Below are 23,421 nucleotides of genomic sequence, written 5' to 3'. Positions count from 1 at the left end.
TATTTAAGTCAATTAAAGTTTCTGGAAAATATCCTGATACATCAGATGAGTGGAAAAGAGTTAAAGAATATATTGATAGAAGGCAAACTCTTAATGTTTTTATGAGTAAATGGAATAGTATTGCAGCACAATTAGATATCCCTTTAATCGAGTTAAATAATCGTGGTATTGATGAAATATTAAAAGAGTTCACGCAGCTCATCATTAGAACCCAAAAATGCCTAGATTTGAAAAATAAGTATTTGGATGTATTTAGTGCCAATTATCTAAAAGTTTTTAGTAGAGCTAAATCTTTTGATTTCTATGGATTACCTAAAAATATTGATGACTTGATTCAATTATTAGGTCAGAAGTTAAAAATATTTAATTTAGAAGTCTATCAACAGCAACTGGCTGATCAAATACTTTATTTATCAGAGTTTGATAATAAAATATCAAATCAGTTGAAAAAAATTGTGTCCCAGGTTGATTCAGATTCGCTATATGAAAATGAATTAAGAGAATATGCCGATCTATTAAAGAAATTAGCTCATTTGAAAGATCTAACTGAGGATTTTGACAGAGTTAAATTGGCCAGTATTAAATTGAGCCAAACAAATGCTGTGATTCTTAGTAAAGATATTCTAGAGATTCCTTACGCCCAAGAAATTGAGGATCCTATATTACGTAACACATTGGTCGAGGCTTGGGAATGGAAGCGTCTTGAGACTTTTGTAATGACTATTAGTAATACAAGTCGAATTGAAAACTTGTATGAGCGTCGTCGTATTCACGAGAAGAATCTGTCTCAGAATTACGCTCAATTGGCAGCAAACAAGACGTGGTTGGCATTAAAGGAAAATGCCTCAGATAAAATTTTAGTTGCATTACAGCGCTATAAAATTGCTGTACAACACTATGGAAAAGGGACAGGCAAGAACGCTCCACGTTATAGAAAAGATGCTCAAGCGGCCCTTAAAGAGGCAACAGCAGCTATTCCTTGCTGGGTCATGTCACATCTTCAGGTTTCTGAATCTATGCCTGCTGAATTAGGTCTCTTTGATTTAGTGATTGTAGATGAGGCGTCACAATCATCAATTGACGTATTACCTGTTTTAATGCGTGCTAAAAAATTATTAGTTGTAGGGGATAATAAACAGGTTTCTCCAAGTAATGTCGGTCTAGCAAGTGCTCAAATTGATGTATTAAGAAATCGTTATCTCCATGGTCAGCCACATGCTGCATATTTAACACCAGATATGTCTTTATACGACATGGCTTCTTCTATCTATGAGTCAAGCGTGATGCTTCTAGAGCATTTCCGCTGTCATCCTGCGATCATTAGTTACAGTAATAAAAACTTTTATGGTAACCGTATTAAGCCAATGCGATTATCGAAGAAATCTGAGCAGTTAAGCCCAGCCTTAGTCGCAATTTATACACCGCAGGGGTATAGAGAATCTAAAAACAGCAAACATATTAATCGAATAGAAGCGAAAGCAATTATTGAGGAAATGAAGCTTCTTCTTAAAGATGAACGATATGCGAATAGATCAATTGGCGTGATCTCATTATTGGGGCCAGCACAGGCTGAGTTCATTCAATCAGAAGCTTTGAATGAATTTGGTGCAGGGGCTCTTACCCAAGTTCAATTTGCTTGTGGGGATGCCTCAGCATTCCAAGGTGCAGAAAGAGATATTATTTTCTTATCTATGGTAGCAGATCCTCAGAATTGTCATGCTTTGAGTAGATCCGATCATGAACAGAGATTTAACGTGGCTGCAAGCCGTGCTCGTGAACGGATGTATCTTGTCCACTCCGTGAGTGGTGATCATATATCACCAAAAGATTTAAGGCTGAATTTACTCAATCATTTTTATGATTTGCAAGAGGATCAAAAAGCATCATTTGAAGCAAAATTAGAGTTATGTGAATCAGAGTTTGAAAAATCTGTATTCACGGTATTACATAAAATGGGATACACAGTTACTCCACAGGTCAAGGTTGGAAGCTATCGAATTGATTTAGTGGTTGAATCGGATGGAGATCAGCGTTTAGCAGTTGAGTGTGATGGTGATAGCTATCATGGGCCAGAACAATGGCATGATGATATGATTCGTCAACGTGCTTTAGAACGTGCAGGATGGACATTCTGGAGATGCTTTGCATCGAGTTGGTCCATTGAACGTGAAAATATGATTATGTCATTAAAGGAAAAACTTGATGCAATGGGTATAAAACCTACACATGGAATGAGTAGCTTAACTCAAGATGTAGAACACAAAGTGTGGGTAGATGACGAATCTGAAATGAGTGCGGAAAGTGACATCGAGAAAGATTTGTTAATTCTTTAATTGTACTAGCTTGTATTTAAATGGATTCGCTAGCGGACACTTACGTAACTAAAGATTACAGTAGTAATCTTTAGTTCATAAAATTTTACTCGGGTAAAAATGGGTTAAACATTTTCTTTTTATCTGACTAAAGATGATGTTAGCAATGATTTCAAATCCGATCACAGCCTTTTTGTAGATTTGGCAATCAAAAGAAAAAATTCTTTTATAAATTCATTATCAAGCTGAAATGCAGAGATAAATCACTAAAAATTAGATGTTTAATTTTATTGAAAAATATATAATTTAACAAAAGTTCAAATGTATTTTAAATAATGGTCAAGTTAGATAATTCAACAACAATAAGCTACTTTTTAGCAGATGAAATAATAAAAGATAAAAATATAGGTGAGGCAGAACAAGGAGCATGGCAGAGTTTTTCTACAAATTCTTCCCAGATTAATAATAACCAATTTGGAGGGGCAGGATATTTTGCTGAAACTCATCATGCGGCTAGTTATAACGTAAACCAAGCAAATTCGGCACAAGACGATCATGCACATCTAGTTAACAGCCGTGAATTTGGTTCAATAGATATTACTACTGATTCAGGTCTGGCATTTAATCCAAAATATTTTGCAACAGCGGAACAAAGTTATGCAGCTGGGGCAGAATTATTTACTGATGAATCCGGTGCACTAGTCGCAAAATATGCTGGTCAGCAGATTATTGTACCAAGTGATCAGTATCATGAAATTTCAATGCTATATCAACGACATTTAGAACAAGCACAAATATCAGGTCAAATAGACCAATATGAAGCCTTAAGCCAAATCAGTTTTACAGATCGGATAGTTGATATAAATGGTATTGAATCATTACCGTTAAGTTATGCAGAAGCACATGCTGGTAAGCAGGCATTACAAGCTGGCGAAGCTCCAGTTTATGCACAACAGCACTCTTTTGTTGATGATATGAGTGATTTTGCAAGTAGTTCGACAATGGCAGTAGCATTTGTTAGTGCTATTGAGTTAGGTCCAATATTACTCAAAACACTCAATCAAATACGTCAGGGCGATCTGGCAATAGATGCTGCTGGTCCAGCCTTAATGGCACACTTAAAAGAAAAACAAACTTTACACAGTATACAAACAGGAAGTTTAAAGGCTTTTACTGCTGGTGGCTTAAGCCTTGTGACTGAAATGCATGCAGGTATAGCAGCCTTTTTAGTCACATTTTGTTGGGATGTGAAAGAGATCTATACATCTTATCAAGATGGCTCAATTAATGAAAAAACATTTTGGATCGCAATTCAGCAGGCAGCTGCAAATCGTGGTTTACAAAGCTTACTTGTTACAGCTGCAGTCACAATAGCAGGTCCAATTGGTTTGCTTGCCCCTGTATTGTCTCAATTTTTATTTCAAAATCTGCAACAGCGCCGATGGTTTGAACATGGATTTGAACATATGGCGCATGGTTGGATGCGCACAGTTAATCAGGCTGCACAGATTTCGACTCAGCAATGGCAGTTAGCTTGTACAGGTTATCAAGCGGTAGTGAATGAACAAAATCAGAGACACCAAATAATGGAAAACAATCAAGCTACTCAAGATCAAATGAATAATTTTAATGATCTCATTAGAGAAAATCACCAAGTCGATGATATCAATGTTCCTGCTTTAGAAGATCAAATGATTATTTCTCAATTAAGTGAGAAAAATCTTAAATTGCTGAGTGCGCAGCAGAGCCCGTTCGTAGTTCAACAAAGTGTTGATCATTTTTTAATAGAAAATCAAAATAATCGACAAATCGTAGAAAGTGCAGTCCTTGATGCATTAAATGTCTTAGCACCTCAGGCTACTGGAAAAACAACGCCGCATCATTTTTTAAAAAAAATTAAACTGGCGATTCTTGATCCAGCACAATTACAAAATGAATCAAATGAACAGACTTGTGCACTTATCACTGCACAGATGGCGGCTTTGCGTATGCTACAAGGACTACAGTCTGAGCAGCGTCTTTCTATTGAATTCATTGCTATTGTACAAACTCAGCTAAAATTAATTCAGCATAATCTCACTCATTTGCAACAAGAACATCAATACGCTTTGCAGCAGATATATGCATCGATGTCTCTTGGCTATCAGAAATTGAGGCAAGAGATTAATCGACATGAAGAACGAATTTCTCAACAGGAACAACATTCCTTATTACAAGATTGGTTAAATTTAAGTCATGTACAGACAGTGCACGGCATGCGTTATAGTGAAATGTCAGCAGAGCTCAGACTGTGTAATGCGGTAAATAACTTTATTCATCAAACAGAAGGTATGTGGAAAGGGAGAGATTTACTTTATTTACAAGCTTTTTTAGAAAAAGTAGGTGTAGAAGATTTAGATTCACTCAGGTTCTTGCAATGCTTTAGGGATCAACCTGCTTTACAACAGAATTTATTGCATCAATTAAAAAAGATTAAGCAGACAGAGGAGAATCAAGAATCATCCTTGATGCTTTTTAATCATTTAAAAAATCCTAATTTTGATCAAAATAATCATCAAGTAAGTGATCTATATCTAAAGCATTTCGCTTCTATAAAAGAGATATCGATTTGGGATTTAACATTATTTTTACTTTGGCAATTAAAATCAGCAGGATTTACACCATATCGAATCACAACACTCGATCGACAACGTCAGAGTTGGTTGGATGCTCTTGCAGAGATTGAAAGCTTAGTTGATGAAAATTTTTTATCGCAATCATTGAAATCACAAATTGAACAGCTTGAAACACAAATTGCTAACTTTAAGTTGTCTGTGCCATTAATTGGAAAATTTAGTGTTGGTAAATCCACGCTATTGAATACATGGTTAGGTCAGAATATTCAGAGCACAGACTTAGGTGCGTGTACTTCATATCCGACAGAATTTCATTATGCTGAGTATGGTAATCAAAAAGTCATTGTAGTGAGTGGAAATGAGCACGAACCTATATCAACTGAATATGAATTGGCACATTACCAAACATTGAGAGCACAGCATATTTTAGATGCTGATGCTATTCATCATGTAGAAATGTATTTACACAATGCTGTTCTGGCACAACATCCAGATCTAGTCTTAGTCGATACCCCAGGACTTGAATCTAATATCGGTTCACATGAACAAGCGCTCATTCGCTATTCAGGAACAGCACATAGTAGTTTTATTTTATGTGTATCCAAAACGCATTTAGGTGAAGCAGAACAACAATTTGTAGCTCGCCAATATATGTTTGGTAAAACGCTTTCGTTACTCATTTGCCAAGAGGACCTGATCGCACAAGTTGAACGTGAATCAGTGCGCCAGACAGTTGCACAACAAGCAGGGATTGATTTGGATTATTCCTTAGTAAGAGGGTGTTCTGCACACCAAGGTGATTTAAAAGGTTTTGCAGAAATCTTGAATCATATTGAGGAAAATCAATCAGAAATATTTTCAGAGTGTTTTAAACAGCAAGTTGAAAGTCTTATTATCTCTGCTCATAAAAGTTTGCAACAACAGCTTGATTTGGATCAATCTAGAGAGCAACTAGAATATAAAAAACAACAGATTGTAAATGCTCAAGCAGAGTTAAGGTCACAGTATGACATAGAAAAAAAGATGTTATTAAGGTTGGTTGATACTCGTATCAGCCAAGATGTGATGAATACGATTGAGCAGGTACTCAATAGCCGTCGTTTATATTATTACGACCTCGTCGTTGAACAAGCGCAGCAGTTACAGGCCAGTATTCAGGCCGATATACAAAATGCTTTTCAACTCGCGACACAACAGTTTTTACATCCAGTGATACATCGATCTGCTGCGAAATTAAATACGGCAGTAGATCTGACACAGCTGTATGAATTGAGTGAAAAGAATAATATTACTGATTTCAATCTTGAAAAAAGTCGAGCAAAGGAAGCGGCTGTACTCGGGGGCGTTGCAGGTGGAATCGCTGCATTGGCTTTAGGTGTGACTATACCTTTCTTAGTTTTACCTGGCTTAATTGGTGGTTTTTTATTTGCTGAAAAACAGCAATTAGAAAAAGCACGTCAAGTGGTTGATCAGCATTTAAATAGCATATCTATTCAGCTATTAAATTCGATTCAAGAACAGCTAAAACAGCAAACGCTACGGTGCTTTGAGCAAATTTATCTTGGCTTAGAACAACATCTTGCGGATCAAAGTGACAATATTGAAAAAATTGAAGTTCAATTATCGGCCGATTTAGAACAGCGTACTTTATTACAACAACGAGTGTCTGCTGCTTGTCAAAATATGCAAAACATACTTAACCAATCGAAAGACATTTCATCTCAAGATTAATTGGAGCAATAAGGAATTATCATGCAGGATTTTGCGAGTTTTAGTTTTGATTTTTCCAATGAAATTGAGACAGAAGTTGATTCGACATTACAGCCAAAAATTAATTTGGTGAAGAAGTTATTGGCTCAACCCCAAGCGTCATCAGAGCAAGAACATACGATTGAAGTATTAAAGGCATCTATAGATGAATCGATTTCAGCATTATTAGTTCAAATTGATTATGAAATTTGGAACGAAAGTTCAGCATCGATTGGTCGTTTAATGACTCAGATTACACAAAATATTCGTCATACTGAATTGGTAAATAAAAACCAAATTTTGCTGAATATACCGACTACATTTGACACGAACGATCTTAAGGATTTTCTAAAACAGATCAATGTAGATCTTGGTGAATCGGGCAAGCAGATTTCGACTAGTCTTAAACAGAATTATTTCTATCATCAGGACAATCAGCTTTCGCTAGTGAATTATTGCGGACAAAAACTTCAGCTCGTTCAGCAAGATCTATCTGGGCTACAACTGTCTGATGTTCATAATGATTGTAATGGATTGATTTCAGAACTCTTTATCGGGTCCCCTGAGTGGACATGGCATGATTTGAGTCTAACTGTCCAACATCAGAGTGATGAAAAGGAATATAGGACAACGAAACAAGCTCAAATTTTTATACTGCCTTGCCAGTCAATCGATGATCTCTCTGAGCTGTTTACTCTTTTTAAAGATAATCTGCGTAGCGAAACATATATTGTACTTTGGGTGAGTGAACAGTTTAATCCAGATCAACAAGATTTAATGATGAAGTTGCTAGACAATCATGCAGCTAAATTTGATGGTTTAAGTATTTTCCAGCAAAACTTTAAAACACTATATGGAAAAAATTTATGGGAATGGCTAAATACACAAAACCATCCTGTCATTGATCATAGTACTGAAAAATTAAAATTTATTTTGATGCAATTAAAAGCGAAATTGCAAAAAAAACTTGAGCAATTACAAAGTGAAATCCAGTTATATAGCAAAATTTGTCTAAATGATGATGCATTTTCAAAATATGAAAAAACATTAGCTCAAGAGACTTTAAAAGAACTACGTACAAACTTTCAAACCAATAAAAATTTAATCGAACAATTTTTAGTGAATGTAGATGAACTACCTCATTTACTTGAGAAAGTATTGCCGACAGCCGACTTTAATAATCCAGAGCAGATGCAAGGATTTGAATACCAAAAAGCACAAATGATGTTAGAGAGTGGATTATACGCAGAGGCATTACAGCATTTTCAAAATCTAAATCGTCAAGGTATGGATGTCATTCAGGATATTATTTTAATCCTTGCCAATCATTTTGATGAGCTGAAGAATGTGAGTTTGGAGGAGCGTTTCAAATGGATTCAAGTTGCAACACAGCACTCGCCTGATAATAGCTATTTCCATAATTTATTGGGAGAGTGTTATGAGCAGGGATATGGCTGTATGCAAGACTTTGTTTTAGCATTTCAAGAATATCAGCTTGCATCAAAACATGATTCTGAATATGCACTGAACAAATTAGGAGAATTCTATCTAAGAGGTCAGGGCACAGATGCGAATGAGGAAAAAGCATTTGAATATTTCAAAAAGACATCTGAAAAAAATAGCGATGCTAAATTTAATTTAGGCCGCTGTTATCTATATGGTTGGGGAATAGCTGAAAATGAAAGACAAGGTTTTAACTACTTAAAAGAGGCAGCTGAGCTAAATAATTTAAATGCTCAACATTTATTAGCTGACTGTCATTTATATGGTTGGGGTATAACGCAGAGTGATGAGCATGCGTTCACTTGGTATATGAAAGCAGCAGAGCAAGGCTTTGTACCTGCACAATATGCGATAGGGTGGTGCTATCTCTATGGGCGAGGTACATCTGTTAATGATGGAATTGCTGTTGAGTGGTTGTTAAAAGCTGCAGCATTTAATAATAGCAATAGTCAATACTCATTGGGTGACTGCTTCTTAAATGGTTGGGGTGTAACTCAAAATGATCACCAAGCTTTCAATTACTATTTAAAAGCAGCTGAGCAAAATCATGCTGCTGCACAATACTCTGTGGGCTGGTGTTATTTAAATGAGCGTGGCACTGAAAAAAATCATGAAAAGGCATTTAATTATTTTTTAAATGCTGCTACGCAAGGTCATGCAGAAGCCCAAAATAATTTGGGTGATTGTTACTTTTATGGTTGGGGAGTAGAACAAAATAATGATTACGCATCTCATTGGTTCAAAAAATCTGCAGATCAAGGTTGCTCTGAAGCACAGAGTAATCTAGCTTTTTGTTTCCAACATGGAATTGGAGTAATAGAGGACCTAGTTTTAGCTTATCAATGGTATAAAAAGGCTGCTATTCAAGGCCATCCAAGTAGCCAAAATCAACTAGCGAACTTTTATTTAAATGGTTGGGGAACTTTAGAAAATGAAAAACTAGCATTTGAGTGGTATGAAAAATCAGCAAGTCTAGGATTTTTAGATGCTGAAAATAATTTAGGAAGATGTTATTCCTATGGTTGGGGAGTACAGAAAAATCAGCCTAAAGCATTTGAATGGTATGAACGCGCAGCGAATAAGGGATATGCTGGAGCACAGTATAACGCAGGTATTTGTTTATTAAATGCAGTAGGTGTTAAAGAAAATAAAACTAAAGCTTACCAATACTTTATGAAAGCCGCAGAACAAGGAAATAGCGATGCTCAAAATATGTTGGGATTATGTTATATCCATGCACTCGGTACTCCAAAAGATGAGTATCAGGCAGTCCATTGGTTTGATTTAGCACGTCAGCAAGAACACATTGATGCTTATTTTAATTTAGGCTGTGCGTATTTACATGGCATTGGAGTTGAAGTAAGTCACAATAAAGCTTTTAGGTATTTTGTAAAAGCATCAAAAAATGGGCATATAGAAGCACAATACAATTTGGCAGGTTGTTATATAGAGGGTTGGGGTACTAGTAAAGATCTAAATTTGGCTAAAAAGTGGCTTAGAGAAGCAGCAGATCAAGGTCATAAAGAAGCACTTCAATATTTACAAAGTTTATAAATTTGGATTTTTACAATGAATCAACCTCTTATACTTAATACTTTATCGACAATTTTAAATTCTGGATTCAGTACTAGTTTTCTAAGTAATGATTTATATCAACAAATAATCAGAGCTATAGAGCTAAGTGATCCTCAAAATTTATTAGTGAAACAACAGCAATTCAAGCAATTAGTTGAACATTTAAACCAATCTATTTTTAGCACATATCTTGATCAGAAATGTGTAATCGGTTTTGGTGGTGGCTTTAGTGCTGGTAAATCTAGATTTTTAAATACGTTTTTAAGTATAGATTATTTACCTGAAGCGTTAGAGCCTTGTACTGCTGTGCCGACCTATATCGGATACAGTGAAACGAGTTCGTATTTAGCAAAAAATCTATTTCAACAGAATTTAGAGTTATCACTAGAACAGGTTCAACAATTAAGTCATCTATTTGATTCCACTTCAACAGATCAGCCTCTGCAGTTAGCACAATTACTGGAGCATATATATTTAGGGTTAGAGAACTTTAAATGGCAGCATCTCACATTTTTAGATACACCTGGTTATAGTAAAGCAGACAGCCCACATCAAAGCAGAACAGATGAGAAAATTGCATTAGAGCAATTGATACAAGTCGATCATCTTGTTTGGCTTGTGAGTGCGAAAAATGGCACGATTCGTGAGGATGATTTAAAGTTTTTAGCGCAGGTCGGCGTGCAAAAACCAGTCTTTATTGTCGTCACTCAGTCTGATTTGGTTACAAGCAAAGAGCTTCCATCAATTTTAGAATCAATTAAAGCCAGTCTGAAACGTGAAAATATACACATTGAAGGGATCATGGCTTGGGCTGCTGCGATTCATTCGGAAAAAGGCCAGATGCTTTTAGGCGATGACATTCATGGATGGTTAGAAAAAATTAATACCCCACTCCAGAGTGAAAGTAAGTTTGAACAACTCATTGCATTTATTGATCAGTTGACAGAGGATTTGGAAAGTAAATATGAAGATCTAGACCAGGCTATTCAACGTCAGCAGCAACTACAAAAAAAATTACCTCTAGATTTATCAAAAGAACTTGAAAACAAATTAAATGAAAAACGTATAAAGCAATCACTGTATGAACGTCATATTGATCAACTTGTAGATAGTCAAAGCACTTTATATTTTGATTATGCACATCTTCAGTTGGTTCAGGGCAACCAGCATGATGCAGTTAACCTCATGGTTGAGGCAGCATGTTTAGGCATGTCAGATGCCTTGGATTGGCTACAAACTGAAAAGAATAACTCCACATACATTCAATATAAATTGGCAGGTATGTATGAGCGGGGTGAAGGTGTTGAAAAAGATATAGATTATGCAATTGATCAATATATTGAGATTTTAATTGCGGGAGATGAATCTAGCCTAAGTGACTTGAAACGTTGGGTCGATCAAGGTCATCAATCTGCATTAGAAAAGCTTGCGAACTATTATGAAGAGTATAAAAACGATCTGCTAAAAGCGGAACAGTATCACCAAATTTTAGTGAAAAAGTTTCTACGTCAACCTTCAATTGAGTGGTATTACCAACAGTCTTTAAGTGGTCCAATAGAGATATTTCAATCATTTAGAAATCATTTTGCATTCCAATCTCGTCAGTTAGAAATACAATTTACCTATGCGAAAATTCTTTTTGCTCGTGTAGAAATAGACGAATCCGTTGAAATCATGAGCAAATATGTAGGAGAAGTATCCGTACGTAAATGGCTAGAAAAGCACGAATCCTCTTGTCCACAAATTAGGTTTCAGCTTGCTAAATTACACGCGATAGGGTTGTGTTATACGAAAAATATTGATTTAGCATTAAGCAAATATAAAGCATTGGTTGAAGAAGATTATCTTCCAGCCTTGGAAGCTTTGACCCAGATGGCAGTGGAAAATAAATTTGCCGAAGGTTTCGTCTGTGTCGCACAGCTTTATGAAAATCAATTCCAAGATTTAGACCATGCAATTCAGTACTATTTAGAAGCAATTCAGCTGAAGAGAGCGGATGCCTTAGATTGGTTGATAATAAAAGCAAAAAAGGAATTACCTCAAGCAGTTTTAGCATTACGTGATTTATCTCGTGGAAGCAATCGCCAAGACTTACAATCAGCTTATATTCAATATCTAGAAAAAACAGCCACAGTTGATGATCCTGCACAAGCAATTAGCCTGGAAGCAGTGAACTTTAATAATAAAAAAGCATATGAATGGATTCGATCATGTGCAGAGAATGGTAATGAGCAAGCTCGTTGGTACTTCATTGATTTTTATCAACACAAGCTGGTAAAATCTGAGGAAGATCGAAGTATAATTGCACAATATTGTTATGCATTTGCTGTTAAAGGCGATGAAAAAGCTATTTCACGTTTGCATCCTATCGCTGAAACTCATGGAGGCGAAGCAAGTTACGTTTTAGGTCTGATATATAGCTTTGGATATTCAGTAAAGAAAAACTTAAAAGAAGCAAGCTATTACTTTGAAAAAGGACACCGCGATGGATTGCATGTTGCAAGCTATAACTTTGCCGCTATTCCATCTCAAAGCAATAAAAAGCCTTACAGCATATTAAAAAGTGTAGCTCGCCATAAAATTATACCCGCCCAAAAAATTACATCATTTCCTTGTAATTTATTTTATTTATTTGGGGTATTAAGACCAAAACCTACTGACTTTTATCTAGGTAAAACCAAGGGTCTAAGAATTCAGTGGTTAATTTTATCTATCTATCTCGCTGTTATTTCAGGTACTGGATATACAGCTTATAAGCATCCAGAAATTTTACAAAAAATTAAAAATAGTATTGTCAGTTTATGGGGGAATGAAGGAACAGAAGATAGGGAAATCTATATCGCAGAAGATACATCTGTTGATCTTTGGGATCTTCATAATCATGCAGAGTTAATTGCGAAGTTCTATCCACATTCGGATAAAGACATTCGGGTACAAGGTATTTATGAATACCAGGCTTTGGACAATGAAAATCGATATTTAGTTCCAGTGCTCAGTGATTTCGATCAAGGAAAAAATGTATGTAATGCTTGCCAAGCACCTATAGATTTCTTTGTATTTAAAAAACAAGGCGATGGCTATAAATTGGTGGCACGAAATGAAGCCAGCACTATTTTGACGATTGGACATGGCACAGATAATTCGATGATTGATCAATTATCAGGAAATGTCATTTCATTCGGTTTAAATAGACAAGGATTGTTACTAACAAGTCGATGGGGTGGATCTGGACATACAGCAGAGGATGCTTTTTTAATTCTCATTGATGAACAAGAAGGACAGATTCGAAATATTGCTCATGAGTCCATGGCGATTGAAAAGGGTGAAGGTTATATTGGCAGTGAATTTACCTCAAAGTATCACTTTGATGAATCATCTGAGCACCAAGGAATCTATGATTTTATTATCGAACAAGAAGGTACTGTGCTTGATGAGAATCGTGAAGTGATTCCACATCATCGTAAACTTACTTATCATTATGTAGATTATAAATTTGAGTTAGTTAAAGATGAAAACTTATTAGTAAATATTGAAAATCAGGAAGATGATTTAGATTTTCTGAAATGCTCAGGTTTACGACATGGCGAGAAAGCAAATTTCATTTGGGATGAATACAGAACAAAATTGAGTAAATATTTTACTCCAAGGGTTATTGATGATTCAGATGAAAGTGGTGATTATTCTCAAGAGGTATATATACCTGAAAATATCAAAAAATTCTTCGGGACTAATGCCGGAAATTTAGCTATATCAGTATCTCATGGTGGTGAAATTGTTCCACTAACACAAGAGATGACGCTTCATGGTACTTTTGAAGAATTAAAATCTAATATTGATCAACATTTTGGAAATAGTCTTGAATGGCATAGACCTTCGAATAACGGTGCAGCATTGTATACCTATAAAATAGGTAAAGATGGTGTTTCTGGGTATATGCTCACAATTGATCAGGGCATGGATGATTTCTTAGGATATAAATGTACTTACCTAACTACAGATATGGAGTTAACGGACGAAAATAAAGCCTTAGTACACCAAGCCTTAAAGGATTATATTAGCAAAGGGGGGTATTAAAATTGAATAACTTCGTGCATGTACCAAATATTGAAACCTCGATTGCTCACTTACAAAGTGTTCTTGAAAAGCATCAAAATCTTCTATTTTCAAATGATACCGAGCGTTATTTATCGGAACTCAAAAGTTTAAGGAAAAATTATTACATCAATGTTGAAGCTACACAAAAAGAAGGTCGTAATTTAAAAATTGCGGTCGTTGGGCAAATGAAGGCTGGCAAGTCATCATTTTTAAATGCTTTATTATTTCCTATTGATGTATTACCTAAAGCCGCTACTCCGATGACAGCGGCATTGACTAAATTAGGTTATGCTGAACAACCTTATGCAGAAATTGAGTTTTATAGTGTTGGTGATTGGAAAGGCATAGAACAATCAGCGGACGCATATCAAACACAATATGAAAAAATCGAACAAGAGTTAAATACTGAACAGCAAGAACAGGCACCGAAGGGCTTATTTGGGCACATGCGTAAATTAAACTCATCCGCAAAACCTACAGTTCAAACTTCCTCCATAATCATCGAAAGCAAAATTAGTCCTGAGTTACGCTCTAGTCATGAACTGGTTCAGATGGCCAAAAATTTAAATCTTCGCGATTATTTAGGTACTAAAAAACGTATCCATGCTGAAAGTTTAGAGGATTTGGCTGAGCAGCTTAAAAATTATGTAGGTAGCCAGGGGGAATATACGGCTATCACAAAAATGTTTTCTATATACATTAATGATCAACGTTTGCAAGGAATTGAAGTCTACGATACGCCTGGTTTTAATGATCCTGTGATTTCTCGTGGGCAACAAACACGGGAATTCTTAGGTCAATGTGATGTTGTTTTTTTATTGTCCATTATTAATCAATTCCTGACGGTTGCTGATTTAAAGTTACTACGAGAACAATTAACTTCCGCTGGTATTGATAATAAGGCAGTTTATTTGATTGGTTCACAGCGTGACTTAGTGTTTCGTATGGATCGGGATATTTTGGTCAAAGCACAGTTAGTGGCACAAAAATATCCTATTGAGGTGCGTTCACAAGCAACGATTGCTGCAATGATGCAATTGCTTGATTTAAAAGTTCAGCAAATGGCAGAGACACAAATTTCTCAACATTTGAATAATCCTGATTTAGATCCTGCCTCAAAATCTTTACTAAATGTCATCAATCAAACTAAGCCAGAGTTAATCTCTGCATTATCATGGCGTATTGCAGAAGGGTTGCCAAAACTGAATGATGAGTTACAAGAACAGTATGATGCGCTATGTCATGATACTCAGTTTGTATTTGAAGCAAATCAGCTGAGAGAATTTTCTAACTTACAAAAGCTTCATGGATTGCTTAAACAACAAAAGCTAAGAAAAAATGAATTATTGCAGGCTAAATTAGAAAATTTAGAAAACGCACTTGTTCAAAGGGTGAAAGCGATTCGATTAGAATTAGGTAAACAAATTGAACAAAAGATAAGATTGTTAGAAAAAAATAGTATTGAAAGCTTATTAAAACAGAAACAAGCGACTGAATATCATCTTCAACGTGGTAAGTCTAAAATTGATTTGGTGATTCATGATGAATCCTTAAAGATCAAGACTAAACTCAATGTGCTTATTCAACAATTAAAGGTCGAGCAATACCAATTTTTGAATATTGAGACTTTGGAAGAGAAAAGAGTTGAGTTTGAAAAGTTTGAAAAAGAAGGATTTTGGGCTGAACTTGCTCGAGAGTTTGGCTTAGGTGGGTATGGACATCGCGAAAAAATCATCGTCACTCCCTATGCTCGAGTTCAAGATAGTATTGAACAGTTGGAGTTATTTGCACAAAATTCAATTTCTGCATTACAAATGAAATTAACAGAAATTGTTGATATATCGACAATACGTAAGCAAGTAACGCTAGCAGCCATCAATTTATTTGACACCAGTGATCCTGATTTTGATCTGGATTTTTTCAAAGTTCAGGTCAGCGAATGTCTTTCTCAATTTACACCACCTACACTAGATGTTGATACAGATGAAATTACAGATCGTTTGGTATCTAATTTTGGTTTAGGTCATGTGACAAATGAACAAATCCATTCGCTCAAAAAAGCGCATAAAAATTCCGTTCTGCAGCTTTCTGAACATATTATGCAGTTAGCTGAGGGGACACAGCAGGATATTCAGGAGTATTTTGACGATCTTCAACAAGTCTTGGTGGATCGTATTATTAATGAAATTCAACAAAATCTTGAAAGTATGATGCTGGATATTAAGGAAAAGGAAAGCAATTTACGGGATTTAGATTTATTTAAGAAACAATTATCTGTACTAGCTTAGATTTGATTCTGAAAGCTACTTAATTTTTGTGTATAAAATTCATTGTAGCGATTGATTTGAGTTTATCCGATCCTCTTTTATTTGGTAGCAATAGGAGATGATCGGAAACTTTAATTTTGCTTCATCGTAATCCGATTTTCCTTAATTTTCCTGTTGAAACCCTGATCTACCATGATCAAAAAACTTACTATCATGCATAGTAGGCAAGTATGTCTCATTCAGATGTATTTATTGAATTGATTTGATAAATGATTTTGAATGCAATTATTGCATCTGGAATTAGTGATCAAGAACAGATCGGTCTAATTAAATACCCAATGCAACCTGATATGGTTTAAATCCCACTAATACAGCTTTAGGAACCAATTTAATCAAAGCCTCATTTTTCCCGAAAGCCATCCATAGAGATGGCTCCGTAAATTTGAACAACTCCTATAAGTGATATTTTGCTCCCCAAATGATGTTATAAACATCGATATATGGAGTATTTTATGGCACGTAGACCAAGAAGAAATCATTCAAATGATTTTAAAGCTAAGGTAGCACTTGCTGCGATTAAAGCAGAAAAAACACTTGTTGAATTGAGTGCTGAATTTGATGTTCATCAAAACCAAATTATCGACTGGAAAAATCAATTGCTTTCAGCTTCCTCGCAAGCCTTCGATCAATCAAAAGCTCCAGCAGAACCGCCCATTGATCTAAAAAAACTACATGCAAAAATCGGTGAGCAGGCATTAGAAATTGATTTTTTTAGAAGGTGTGTTGAAGAAACTGGGCCGCTTCAACCACAAAAGTTAATCGATGACTCACTTCAGATTTCAGTATCTAAGCAAGCTAAGCTACTGAAGGTCTCCCGTGGTTGTTATTACTATCGCCCAAAACCTGTGAGTGCATCAGATCTGAAGCTGATGCGCTGTATTGATGAATTACATATGCAATACCCTTTTGCAGGTAGCCGTATGATGCGTGATTTATTGAACCGTCAAGGACATCATATAGGACGACGTCATACACGTACTTTAATGAAGAAAATGGGCATTAATGCGCTATATCGTAAACCCAATCTAAGTCAGGCCAATCAAGCTCATCGTAAATATCCATATCTGCTCAAAGGATTGAATATTCAACGGAGTAATCAAGTGTGGGCAACGGATATAACGTATATCCCTATGGCAAAAGGCTTTGTCTACTTATGTGCTGTGATTGATTGGCACAGCCGTAAGGTGCTTGCCCATGGCGTATCGATTAGTATGGAGGTTGCATTTTGTATAGAAACATTAAATGAAGCTATTGAAAAATATGGCACTGTTGCAAATAGGGATCTGAGTCAATGATTTTCCCTTCAAAAAAGCTTAGAGACCGAAAACTCTATTTACTAGCCAAACTTCTCCTAGAATATTACCGTTATAAAATAATGAAGCTTGTCCTTTGCGTAGAGCACGCATAACCTCAATTCCTTTAATTGTGGCATAAGCCGTTTTCATAGACTTGAATCCCAACGTAGCCTTGATGATCCGTTTGAGCTTGCCATGATCACATTCAATCACGTTATTCTTGTATTTAATCTGTCGATGGTCCAGGTCTTCAGGACACTTTCCTTCCTGTTTTAGTCGCGACAAAGCACGGCCATAGGTATGAGCCTTATCAGTGTTTATGACTCGTGGAATCTGCCATTTTTTGACATGATTCAAAATCTTACCAAGAAAACAATAAGCTGAATGGGTATTTCGTCTAGCAGAAAGATAGAAATCAAGAGTATGGCCACGTTGGTCAACTGCACGGTATAGATATGCCCATTTGCCATTCACTTTTACGTAAGTTTCATCCAGATGCCATAAATGTCGATCTGTAGGATTACGCCAATACCAACGTAAACGTTTTTCCATTTCTGGAGCATAACGCTGAACCCAGCGATAAATTGTGGTGTGATCAACATTCACTCCACGTTCAGCGAGCATTTCCTGAAGTTCACGATAGCTGATGCCATATTTACAATACCAACGAACAGCCCAAAGAATGATTTCACCTTGAAAGTGCCGACCGTGGAAGGGATTCATCTGCTGTATCTCGAAATAAATAAGATATTTAGCTTATCATGTCAGCCTATTTGCAACAGTGCCCTAAAAGGTGTCTACAAAATCGGTGGCTATTCATAAAAAGACACCTAAAAAGGTGTCTAAAAGATTAATAAGTTTTACTCCAATTAAATATTGTATTTTCAGCTACTCTAATTTACAGGCTCTACATTTTTACTTTGATACTTAGTTAGGCTATTCATTTCATTCAAAAATTGGCAATTAGTTCTTTACTAGGCCTAATAATGCTATCTTTAAAGTATCTGAGGCTATTTTATTGTAGGCATTGCAAATTCCGAGGTTGAATTGAGTTGGGTTATCATATTCATCCTTGAGTTCATAAACAGCACCTGCATCATAATTACCTTCATATAATTTACCATTTTTAAGAATAACCGCTTTACCGCGATAGCCTTCGCCATGATAAAAATTATATTGTTGAGACTCCGGAATATATGCAACCTGATAGCTAGCCCATGTTTCTACTATCGGATTGTTATCAGATGCTTTTTGTTCTGCTATCCATTCAGCGATAGTCTTATTTGTAAAGTCATCAAACTCGCTAAAACTTATATTTGGTTGGTTGTATTGCTGAGTCAAATATTGATGGCAAACGGAATCTTTTGGAAATGAGCCAGAGATATTTTTAATTTGATTAGAAAGGTTTAACCAATTTTTATCATTTTTGAGAGATTCTCCAGGATTCTTTAACAGTTCAGTAGTGACATAAGCAGAATTTAGGGGGCTATTATTTAATGAAATATTTTTAAAGGTAAGAGTAGACTTAAATTCAGGAGTTTCACTATCAAAAGTTGTAATAATTTTTCCATTTGAATTTGAAACCAGATATTGAGGATGTTGGCTATTGGCTGAGTAATAGATTTTATTTTTAGTCAGCACATATTCTTTACGAAATTGCCAAGCTGGATCATATTGGATGTTTTGTTGATACAATGTCTGTGTATTTTCATTAATTTTATTATTTAAAGTAGTCTTGTAATTTTCTATAAGAGAAAAAATATGGTCCTTCAACCCAACATCTACTGCTTTGATTTTATATTCAGCAATAGGAAACTCTAAAGTATGAACAGTTGTGTTCGATGGTGAACCATCTAAAGGTAAAGTAGGTGGTGTAGAAGTAGCATTATTGCTGTCATTATTTTGATTTACTTTAGAACTTGAACCTCCACATGCTGTTAGTAAAAGTGCCGAGCTAATCAGGAAGGTTAATTTTTTAATCATCATTTGTTTAAAAACTCAAATTATTTAAAGTACTTAATGCTTCGGTTTCTTTAGTAATTTGGAACATTATTTTATATTCACAAGAATCCCAAATACATAAGCTACTTCAGCAGTGTCATTTTCAATCAAGCTCATCTTATTTTTTAATAAGAAAAGAATCAATGTAGGTATTAGAAAATACATCAAAATATTCTCAAATGATCTCTATTTTTTGGAAAAACTGTTATTCCCCAATTAAAATGTCTATGCGATAAACCATTTAAAATGTCCTGTTTTTAACTACAAGAGTCAAGCACAGGATTTAAATTTCTTTGTTCAATAACAACTTTCTGAGCTTTACGACTTGGCATACTTTTCTTGGCACGGGAACGTTTATTCTGTTTTTCCAATGCTTCATGCTGTTGCTGGATATGTGCCAGGACTGAACCTAATCTTTTATTCTCAACCACTTCATTCTGCTGCAGTCCAGCCAGTTTATTGAAGATGCTGTAGTTGAGCTTTCGTCCCTCATGCATGAGGGCCACAGTGCCATCCGGATACTCCAGAAATGAAATGTATTGCCCAACAAGCTTATGATTCAGCTCTGTCGGTTCAAGCAGATAAATATATTTGTCATACGTCAGGGTCAGATTCTTGGTAACCTTACGCGGTTCCTGCCAGGTAAAAATATCATCTAGTTCAACATCAGACTCTGTTAAAGGGCGATGCAAGTTCTTGGAATTTCTCGCACACTTGGCAAACTTCTGGTTGAACTGCTCAATAAAGCAGGGTAGCCAGGCATTGGCTTTGGCAATTGAACTGATGCCTTCCAGACGCATCTCCTTGATCAACCGGTCTTGAAGGGTTCTATTCGCGCGTTCTACGCGACCTTTGGCCTGTGGTGAGTTGGCAAAGATAATATCTATCTTCAACTCATTCAGAATCCGGCCAAATTGCGTGATTTTGCTGTCCTGGCTCGATTTCTGGTTCACTCGGAAAACCGAATGTTTATCGCTATAAAAGGCCAACGGCTTACCGTATTGTTCAATGTAGGCTCGGGTTGAAAGCATATAGTCGAAGGTCGTTTCCGCCTCACAGAAGCGCAGATGCAACAGCTTTCCAGTGGCATCATCGATATAAACCAGCAAGCAGCACTTAGCAGCGCGTCCTTCGAACCAGTCATGATATGAGCCATCAATCTGGATTAGCTCACCGAAGCAATCCCGGTTATAACGTGTGAACCGTACCGGGTTTGTCGGAGACTTTTTATTGAAGTTAGGCCACCTGACCTAACGGGTTAATCTTATCATAGTACATTGCTTCAAAATCAAAAGGCGATACATAACCCAGTGCACCGTGTACACGCTTTTTGTTGAACCAATCTACCCAATTTAATGTCGCAAGTTGTACATCTGCTAAACCTTGCCAATCTGCTTTTAAATATTCAATCACCTCTGTTTTGTATAAGCCATTCACCGTTTCAGCCAAAGCAATATCATATGAATCACCAGTCGTACCGACTGATGCTCGTAAATTTGCTGCCTCTAAACGATGACATTGTTGTCAAAATGCAGGGTATGGGTGGCTCCCCTCAGGGGCATAATTTGCTGAAGCCTAAGTTACTACTAAAAAATTAAAAAATCTTAAAAAATAGGAGCTTATAGCTCCCATTTTTTGTTAGCTTTCTAAGTCCCTATGTTAATTTGAAGAATACTTCATCATAACGTCCGAATACAGCTATATTTTTTTGATTTCTACAATATCACTTGATTCAATTAGCGATTGGATATTACCAAATAAACTTTGAATATAATCAGACGCTATATGGATATCTAAATCCTCCCTGCTACGCCATTCTTCTAAGAAGAAATATCTACTCGAGTCATTTTCGCTAATATAAAGCTCATATTTCAAGCATCCTTCTTCTTGAAGCGTAGGCTCTATTACACTTTGTAAAAGCGCTTCTAACCTCTCTTTTTGATCTGATTTTGCCTTAAAGTTCGCAATTACTGAAATAGTCATTATTTCACCTTTAATTTGTTTTAGAAGTTTTCTAGTACAATTTTGCCTTTTGACTTACCTGATTCAAGCAACTTATGCGCCTTCTCCAAGTTTGCAGCGTTAATTTTTCCTAGATTTTGGTTGAGAGTACTTCTAATTTTTTGCTGGTCAACTAATTGGGCAACCTGTTGCAATAGATTACCTTGCTTTTCAATATCATCGGTTTCATACATTGAACGAGTGAACATTAACTCCCAATGGATAGAAATAGATTTAGTCTTAAACGGCATAATATCAAATGTTTGTGGATCATCGATCAATCCAAGCTTGCCTTGTGGTGCAATCAGAGAAACTATTTGCTGGATATATGTTTCTGTATGATTTGTAGAGAATACGTATTTTGGTTTTGCAATGCCTAGTGTCTCGATTTGTGCATTTAAATCTTTGCTATGATCAATGACATGGTCGGCACCCAGTGATTCCACCCAAGATTTCGTTTCTTCGCGTGAAGCTGTTGCTATAACGGTCAGATTTGTTTTTGCTTTTAGGAGTTGGATAGCGATTGATCCTACACCGCCTGCACCACCAATAATCAGAATACTGCCAACATCTGTTTCTGAAATTTGAAACCGATCAAACAGCATTTCCCATGCCGTTATTGCAGTTAATGGCAATGCTGCTGCTTCTGCATTAGATACTGTAATGGGTTTAAGACTGATAATTCGTTCATCGACTGCTTGAAACTCAGCATTACTACCATCTCGGGTTAAATCGCCAGCATACCAAACAGAATCTCCTACTTTAAACGAGGTAACTTTTGAGCCAATTTCAATAATTTCACCAACGGCATCCCAACCTAAAATACGATTATTTGCTTCAGACGAATTTTTTCTCACTTTGGTATCCACTGGATTCACAGAGATTGCCTGAACTTTTACCAGTACATCCCGCTCCTTAAGCGTAGGCTTCGCTTTTTCAATATCTACCAATGAATTTTTAAAATCATCATGGTTATTTATAACATACGATACGGCTTTCATAGATTTGTCCTTAACTTTAAAAATATAGTAAAAATGGGAGCGAGGTGCTCCCATTTTTTGTTATTCAATCATTAAAACTCTTGGCTCGTTGGGCGTAAAACAATTTCATTAATATCTACATCCGCAGGCTGTTCAATTGCATAAGCAATTGCACGAGCGACTGAGTCAGCTGGTATGGCTTGTTTGTAGAAATCCGTAACAAACTCTGAACTTTCTTTATGAGAAGAACCGAATTTTAGTTCTGACTCAACTGCACCAGGCTCAATAGTCGTCGTTCTAATTGTTGCGCCAACTTCATGACGAAGTCCTTCAGAGATGGCTCTTACAGCAAACTTAGTACCGCTATAAACAGTACCTCCTGGACTAAATACTTTTATCCCTGCAACAGATGCGAGATTAATAAAGTGTCCAAAGTTTTGTTTTTGGAAAACAGGTAGGGTAGCTGCTATACCATAAAGAACACCTTTAATATTAATGTCGATCATACGATCCCATTCATCAACTTTTAGCTCACTTAATGGTGCAATAGACATTAATCCAGCATTGTTTACCAATACATCGATTTGACCAAATGCGCTTAATGCCTTTTCAATAAGTGCTTGTACTTCATGTGGTTTGGTTATATCCATACCAATAAATTCAGCTTGACCACCTTCAGCACGAATGTCGTGAACAATAGCCTGTAATTTTTCAGTACGTCTAGCACCAAGTACAACCTTTGCACCTTTTTTAGCAAGTAAGCGAGCAGTAGCCTCACCTAAACCACTACTTGCACCAGTGATAACAATAACTTTATTTTCTATATTATTCATACAAGTAACCTTCAACTTATCTGTCAATCATATTTGATGGATTAAGTATTACAGCCTTGTTAGGTATAATAAATGAATAATATTATCTTTCAGAATTCCTATTTACGGAATAATTACCAGAACACAGGATTGGAC

General features: G+C 36.0%; 10 protein-coding genes and 3 pseudogenes. 6 read left to right on the top strand and 7 right to left on the bottom strand.

Annotated features, from left to right (window positions below; genetic code table 11):
• From Q9R21_RS13415 to Q9R21_RS13385, 6 genes and pseudogenes are all read left to right on the top strand, one after another.
• The coding region (locus tag Q9R21_RS13415; protein WP_311204682.1) for an AAA domain-containing protein at positions 1–2,333 on the top strand (2,333 nt) is incomplete at its 5' end.
• A 314-nt stretch (positions 2,334–2,647) separates the two neighbouring features.
• Entirely contained in the window at positions 2,648–6,658 is a 4,011-nt protein-coding gene (locus Q9R21_RS13410; RefSeq protein WP_311204681.1) for a dynamin family protein, read from the top strand.
• 21 nt (positions 6,659–6,679) lie between these two features.
• Positions 6,680–9,733, top strand: coding sequence for a hypothetical protein (locus Q9R21_RS13405; RefSeq protein ID WP_311204680.1), 3,054 nt, complete (start codon positions 6,680–6,682; stop codon positions 9,731–9,733).
• A 15-nt stretch (positions 9,734–9,748) separates the two neighbouring features.
• A complete protein-coding gene (locus tag Q9R21_RS13400) occupies positions 9,749–13,828 on the top strand; it encodes a dynamin family protein (RefSeq protein ID WP_311204679.1) in 4,080 nt (1,359 codons plus the stop codon).
• A gap of 2 nt (positions 13,829–13,830) precedes the next feature.
• Complete coding sequence (locus Q9R21_RS13395) at positions 13,831–16,137, top strand: dynamin family protein (RefSeq protein ID WP_311204678.1); 2,307 nt, start codon at positions 13,831–13,833, stop codon at positions 16,135–16,137.
• Positions 16,138–16,616: 479 nt separating this feature from the next.
• Positions 16,617–17,441 (top strand): annotated as a pseudogene (locus tag Q9R21_RS13385) (IS3 family transposase); the annotation flags it as partial.
• A 48-nt stretch (positions 17,442–17,489) separates the two neighbouring features.
• Here Q9R21_RS13385 and Q9R21_RS13380 read toward each other — a convergent pair.
• The 7 genes and pseudogenes from Q9R21_RS13380 to Q9R21_RS13350 all read right to left on the bottom strand — a co-directional run bounded on the left by Q9R21_RS13380 (position 17,490) and on the right by Q9R21_RS13350 (position 23,286).
• Complete coding sequence (locus tag Q9R21_RS13380) at positions 17,490–18,194, bottom strand: IS6-like element IS1007 family transposase (RefSeq protein ID WP_001067793.1); 705 nt, start codon at positions 18,192–18,194, stop codon at positions 17,490–17,492.
• A gap of 240 nt (positions 18,195–18,434) precedes the next feature.
• On the bottom strand, positions 18,435–19,457 hold the full coding sequence (locus Q9R21_RS13375) for a hypothetical protein (RefSeq protein ID WP_180087568.1): 1,023 nt from the start codon (positions 19,455–19,457) through the stop codon (positions 18,435–18,437).
• 272 nt (positions 19,458–19,729) lie between these two features.
• Positions 19,730–20,677: pseudogene (locus Q9R21_RS13370) on the bottom strand (ISNCY family transposase); the annotation flags it as partial.
• Positions 20,678–20,708: 31 nt separating this feature from the next.
• Positions 20,709–20,987: pseudogene (locus tag Q9R21_RS13365) on the bottom strand (integrase core domain-containing protein); the annotation flags it as partial.
• Between the two features lie 183 nt (positions 20,988–21,170).
• Positions 21,171–21,455: a putative quinol monooxygenase gene (locus Q9R21_RS13360; RefSeq protein WP_005206902.1), complete on the bottom strand. Its 285-nt coding sequence runs from the start codon at positions 21,453–21,455 to the stop codon at positions 21,171–21,173.
• Positions 21,456–21,475: 20 nt separating this feature from the next.
• Positions 21,476–22,474 (bottom strand): zinc-binding alcohol dehydrogenase family protein, encoded by a 999-nt coding sequence (locus tag Q9R21_RS13355; protein ID WP_311204677.1) that lies wholly within the window; start codon positions 22,472–22,474, stop codon positions 21,476–21,478.
• Positions 22,475–22,545: 71 nt separating this feature from the next.
• On the bottom strand, positions 22,546–23,286 hold the full coding sequence (locus tag Q9R21_RS13350; RefSeq protein ID WP_311204676.1) for an SDR family oxidoreductase: 741 nt from the start codon (positions 23,284–23,286) through the stop codon (positions 22,546–22,548).
• Positions 23,287–23,421 lie beyond the last annotated feature (135 nt).

The organism is Acinetobacter sp. RG5, from assembly GCF_031844265.1.
Classification (GTDB): domain Bacteria; phylum Pseudomonadota; class Gammaproteobacteria; order Pseudomonadales; family Moraxellaceae; genus Acinetobacter.
The sequence above is the reverse complement of the archived record's forward strand: the minus strand, read 5'-3'. Positions and strand labels throughout refer to the sequence as shown.

Excerpts from the sequence above, each read along its gene's own strand:
- Q9R21_RS13410 (WP_311204681.1), top strand. The coding sequence starts at position 2,648 with ATGGTCAAGTTAGATAATTCAACAACAATAAGCTACTTTTTAGCAGAT.
- Q9R21_RS13405 (WP_311204680.1), top strand. The coding sequence starts at position 6,680 with ATGCAGGATTTTGCGAGTTTTAGTTTTGATTTTTCCAATGAAATTGAG.
- Q9R21_RS13400 (WP_311204679.1), top strand. The coding sequence starts at position 9,749 with ATGAATCAACCTCTTATACTTAATACTTTATCGACAATTTTAAATTCT.
- Q9R21_RS13380 (WP_001067793.1), bottom strand. The coding sequence starts at position 18,194 with ATGAATCCCTTCCACGGTCGGCACTTTCAAGGTGAAATCATTCTTTGG.
- Q9R21_RS13375 (WP_180087568.1), bottom strand. The coding sequence starts at position 19,457 with ATGATGATTAAAAAATTAACCTTCCTGATTAGCTCGGCACTTTTACTA.
- Q9R21_RS13360 (WP_005206902.1), bottom strand. The coding sequence starts at position 21,455 with ATGACTATTTCAGTAATTGCGAACTTTAAGGCAAAATCAGATCAAAAA.
- Q9R21_RS13355 (WP_311204677.1), bottom strand. The coding sequence starts at position 22,474 with ATGAAAGCCGTATCGTATGTTATAAATAACCATGATGATTTTAAAAAT.
- Q9R21_RS13350 (WP_311204676.1), bottom strand. The coding sequence starts at position 23,286 with ATGAATAATATAGAAAATAAAGTTATTGTTATCACTGGTGCAAGTAGT.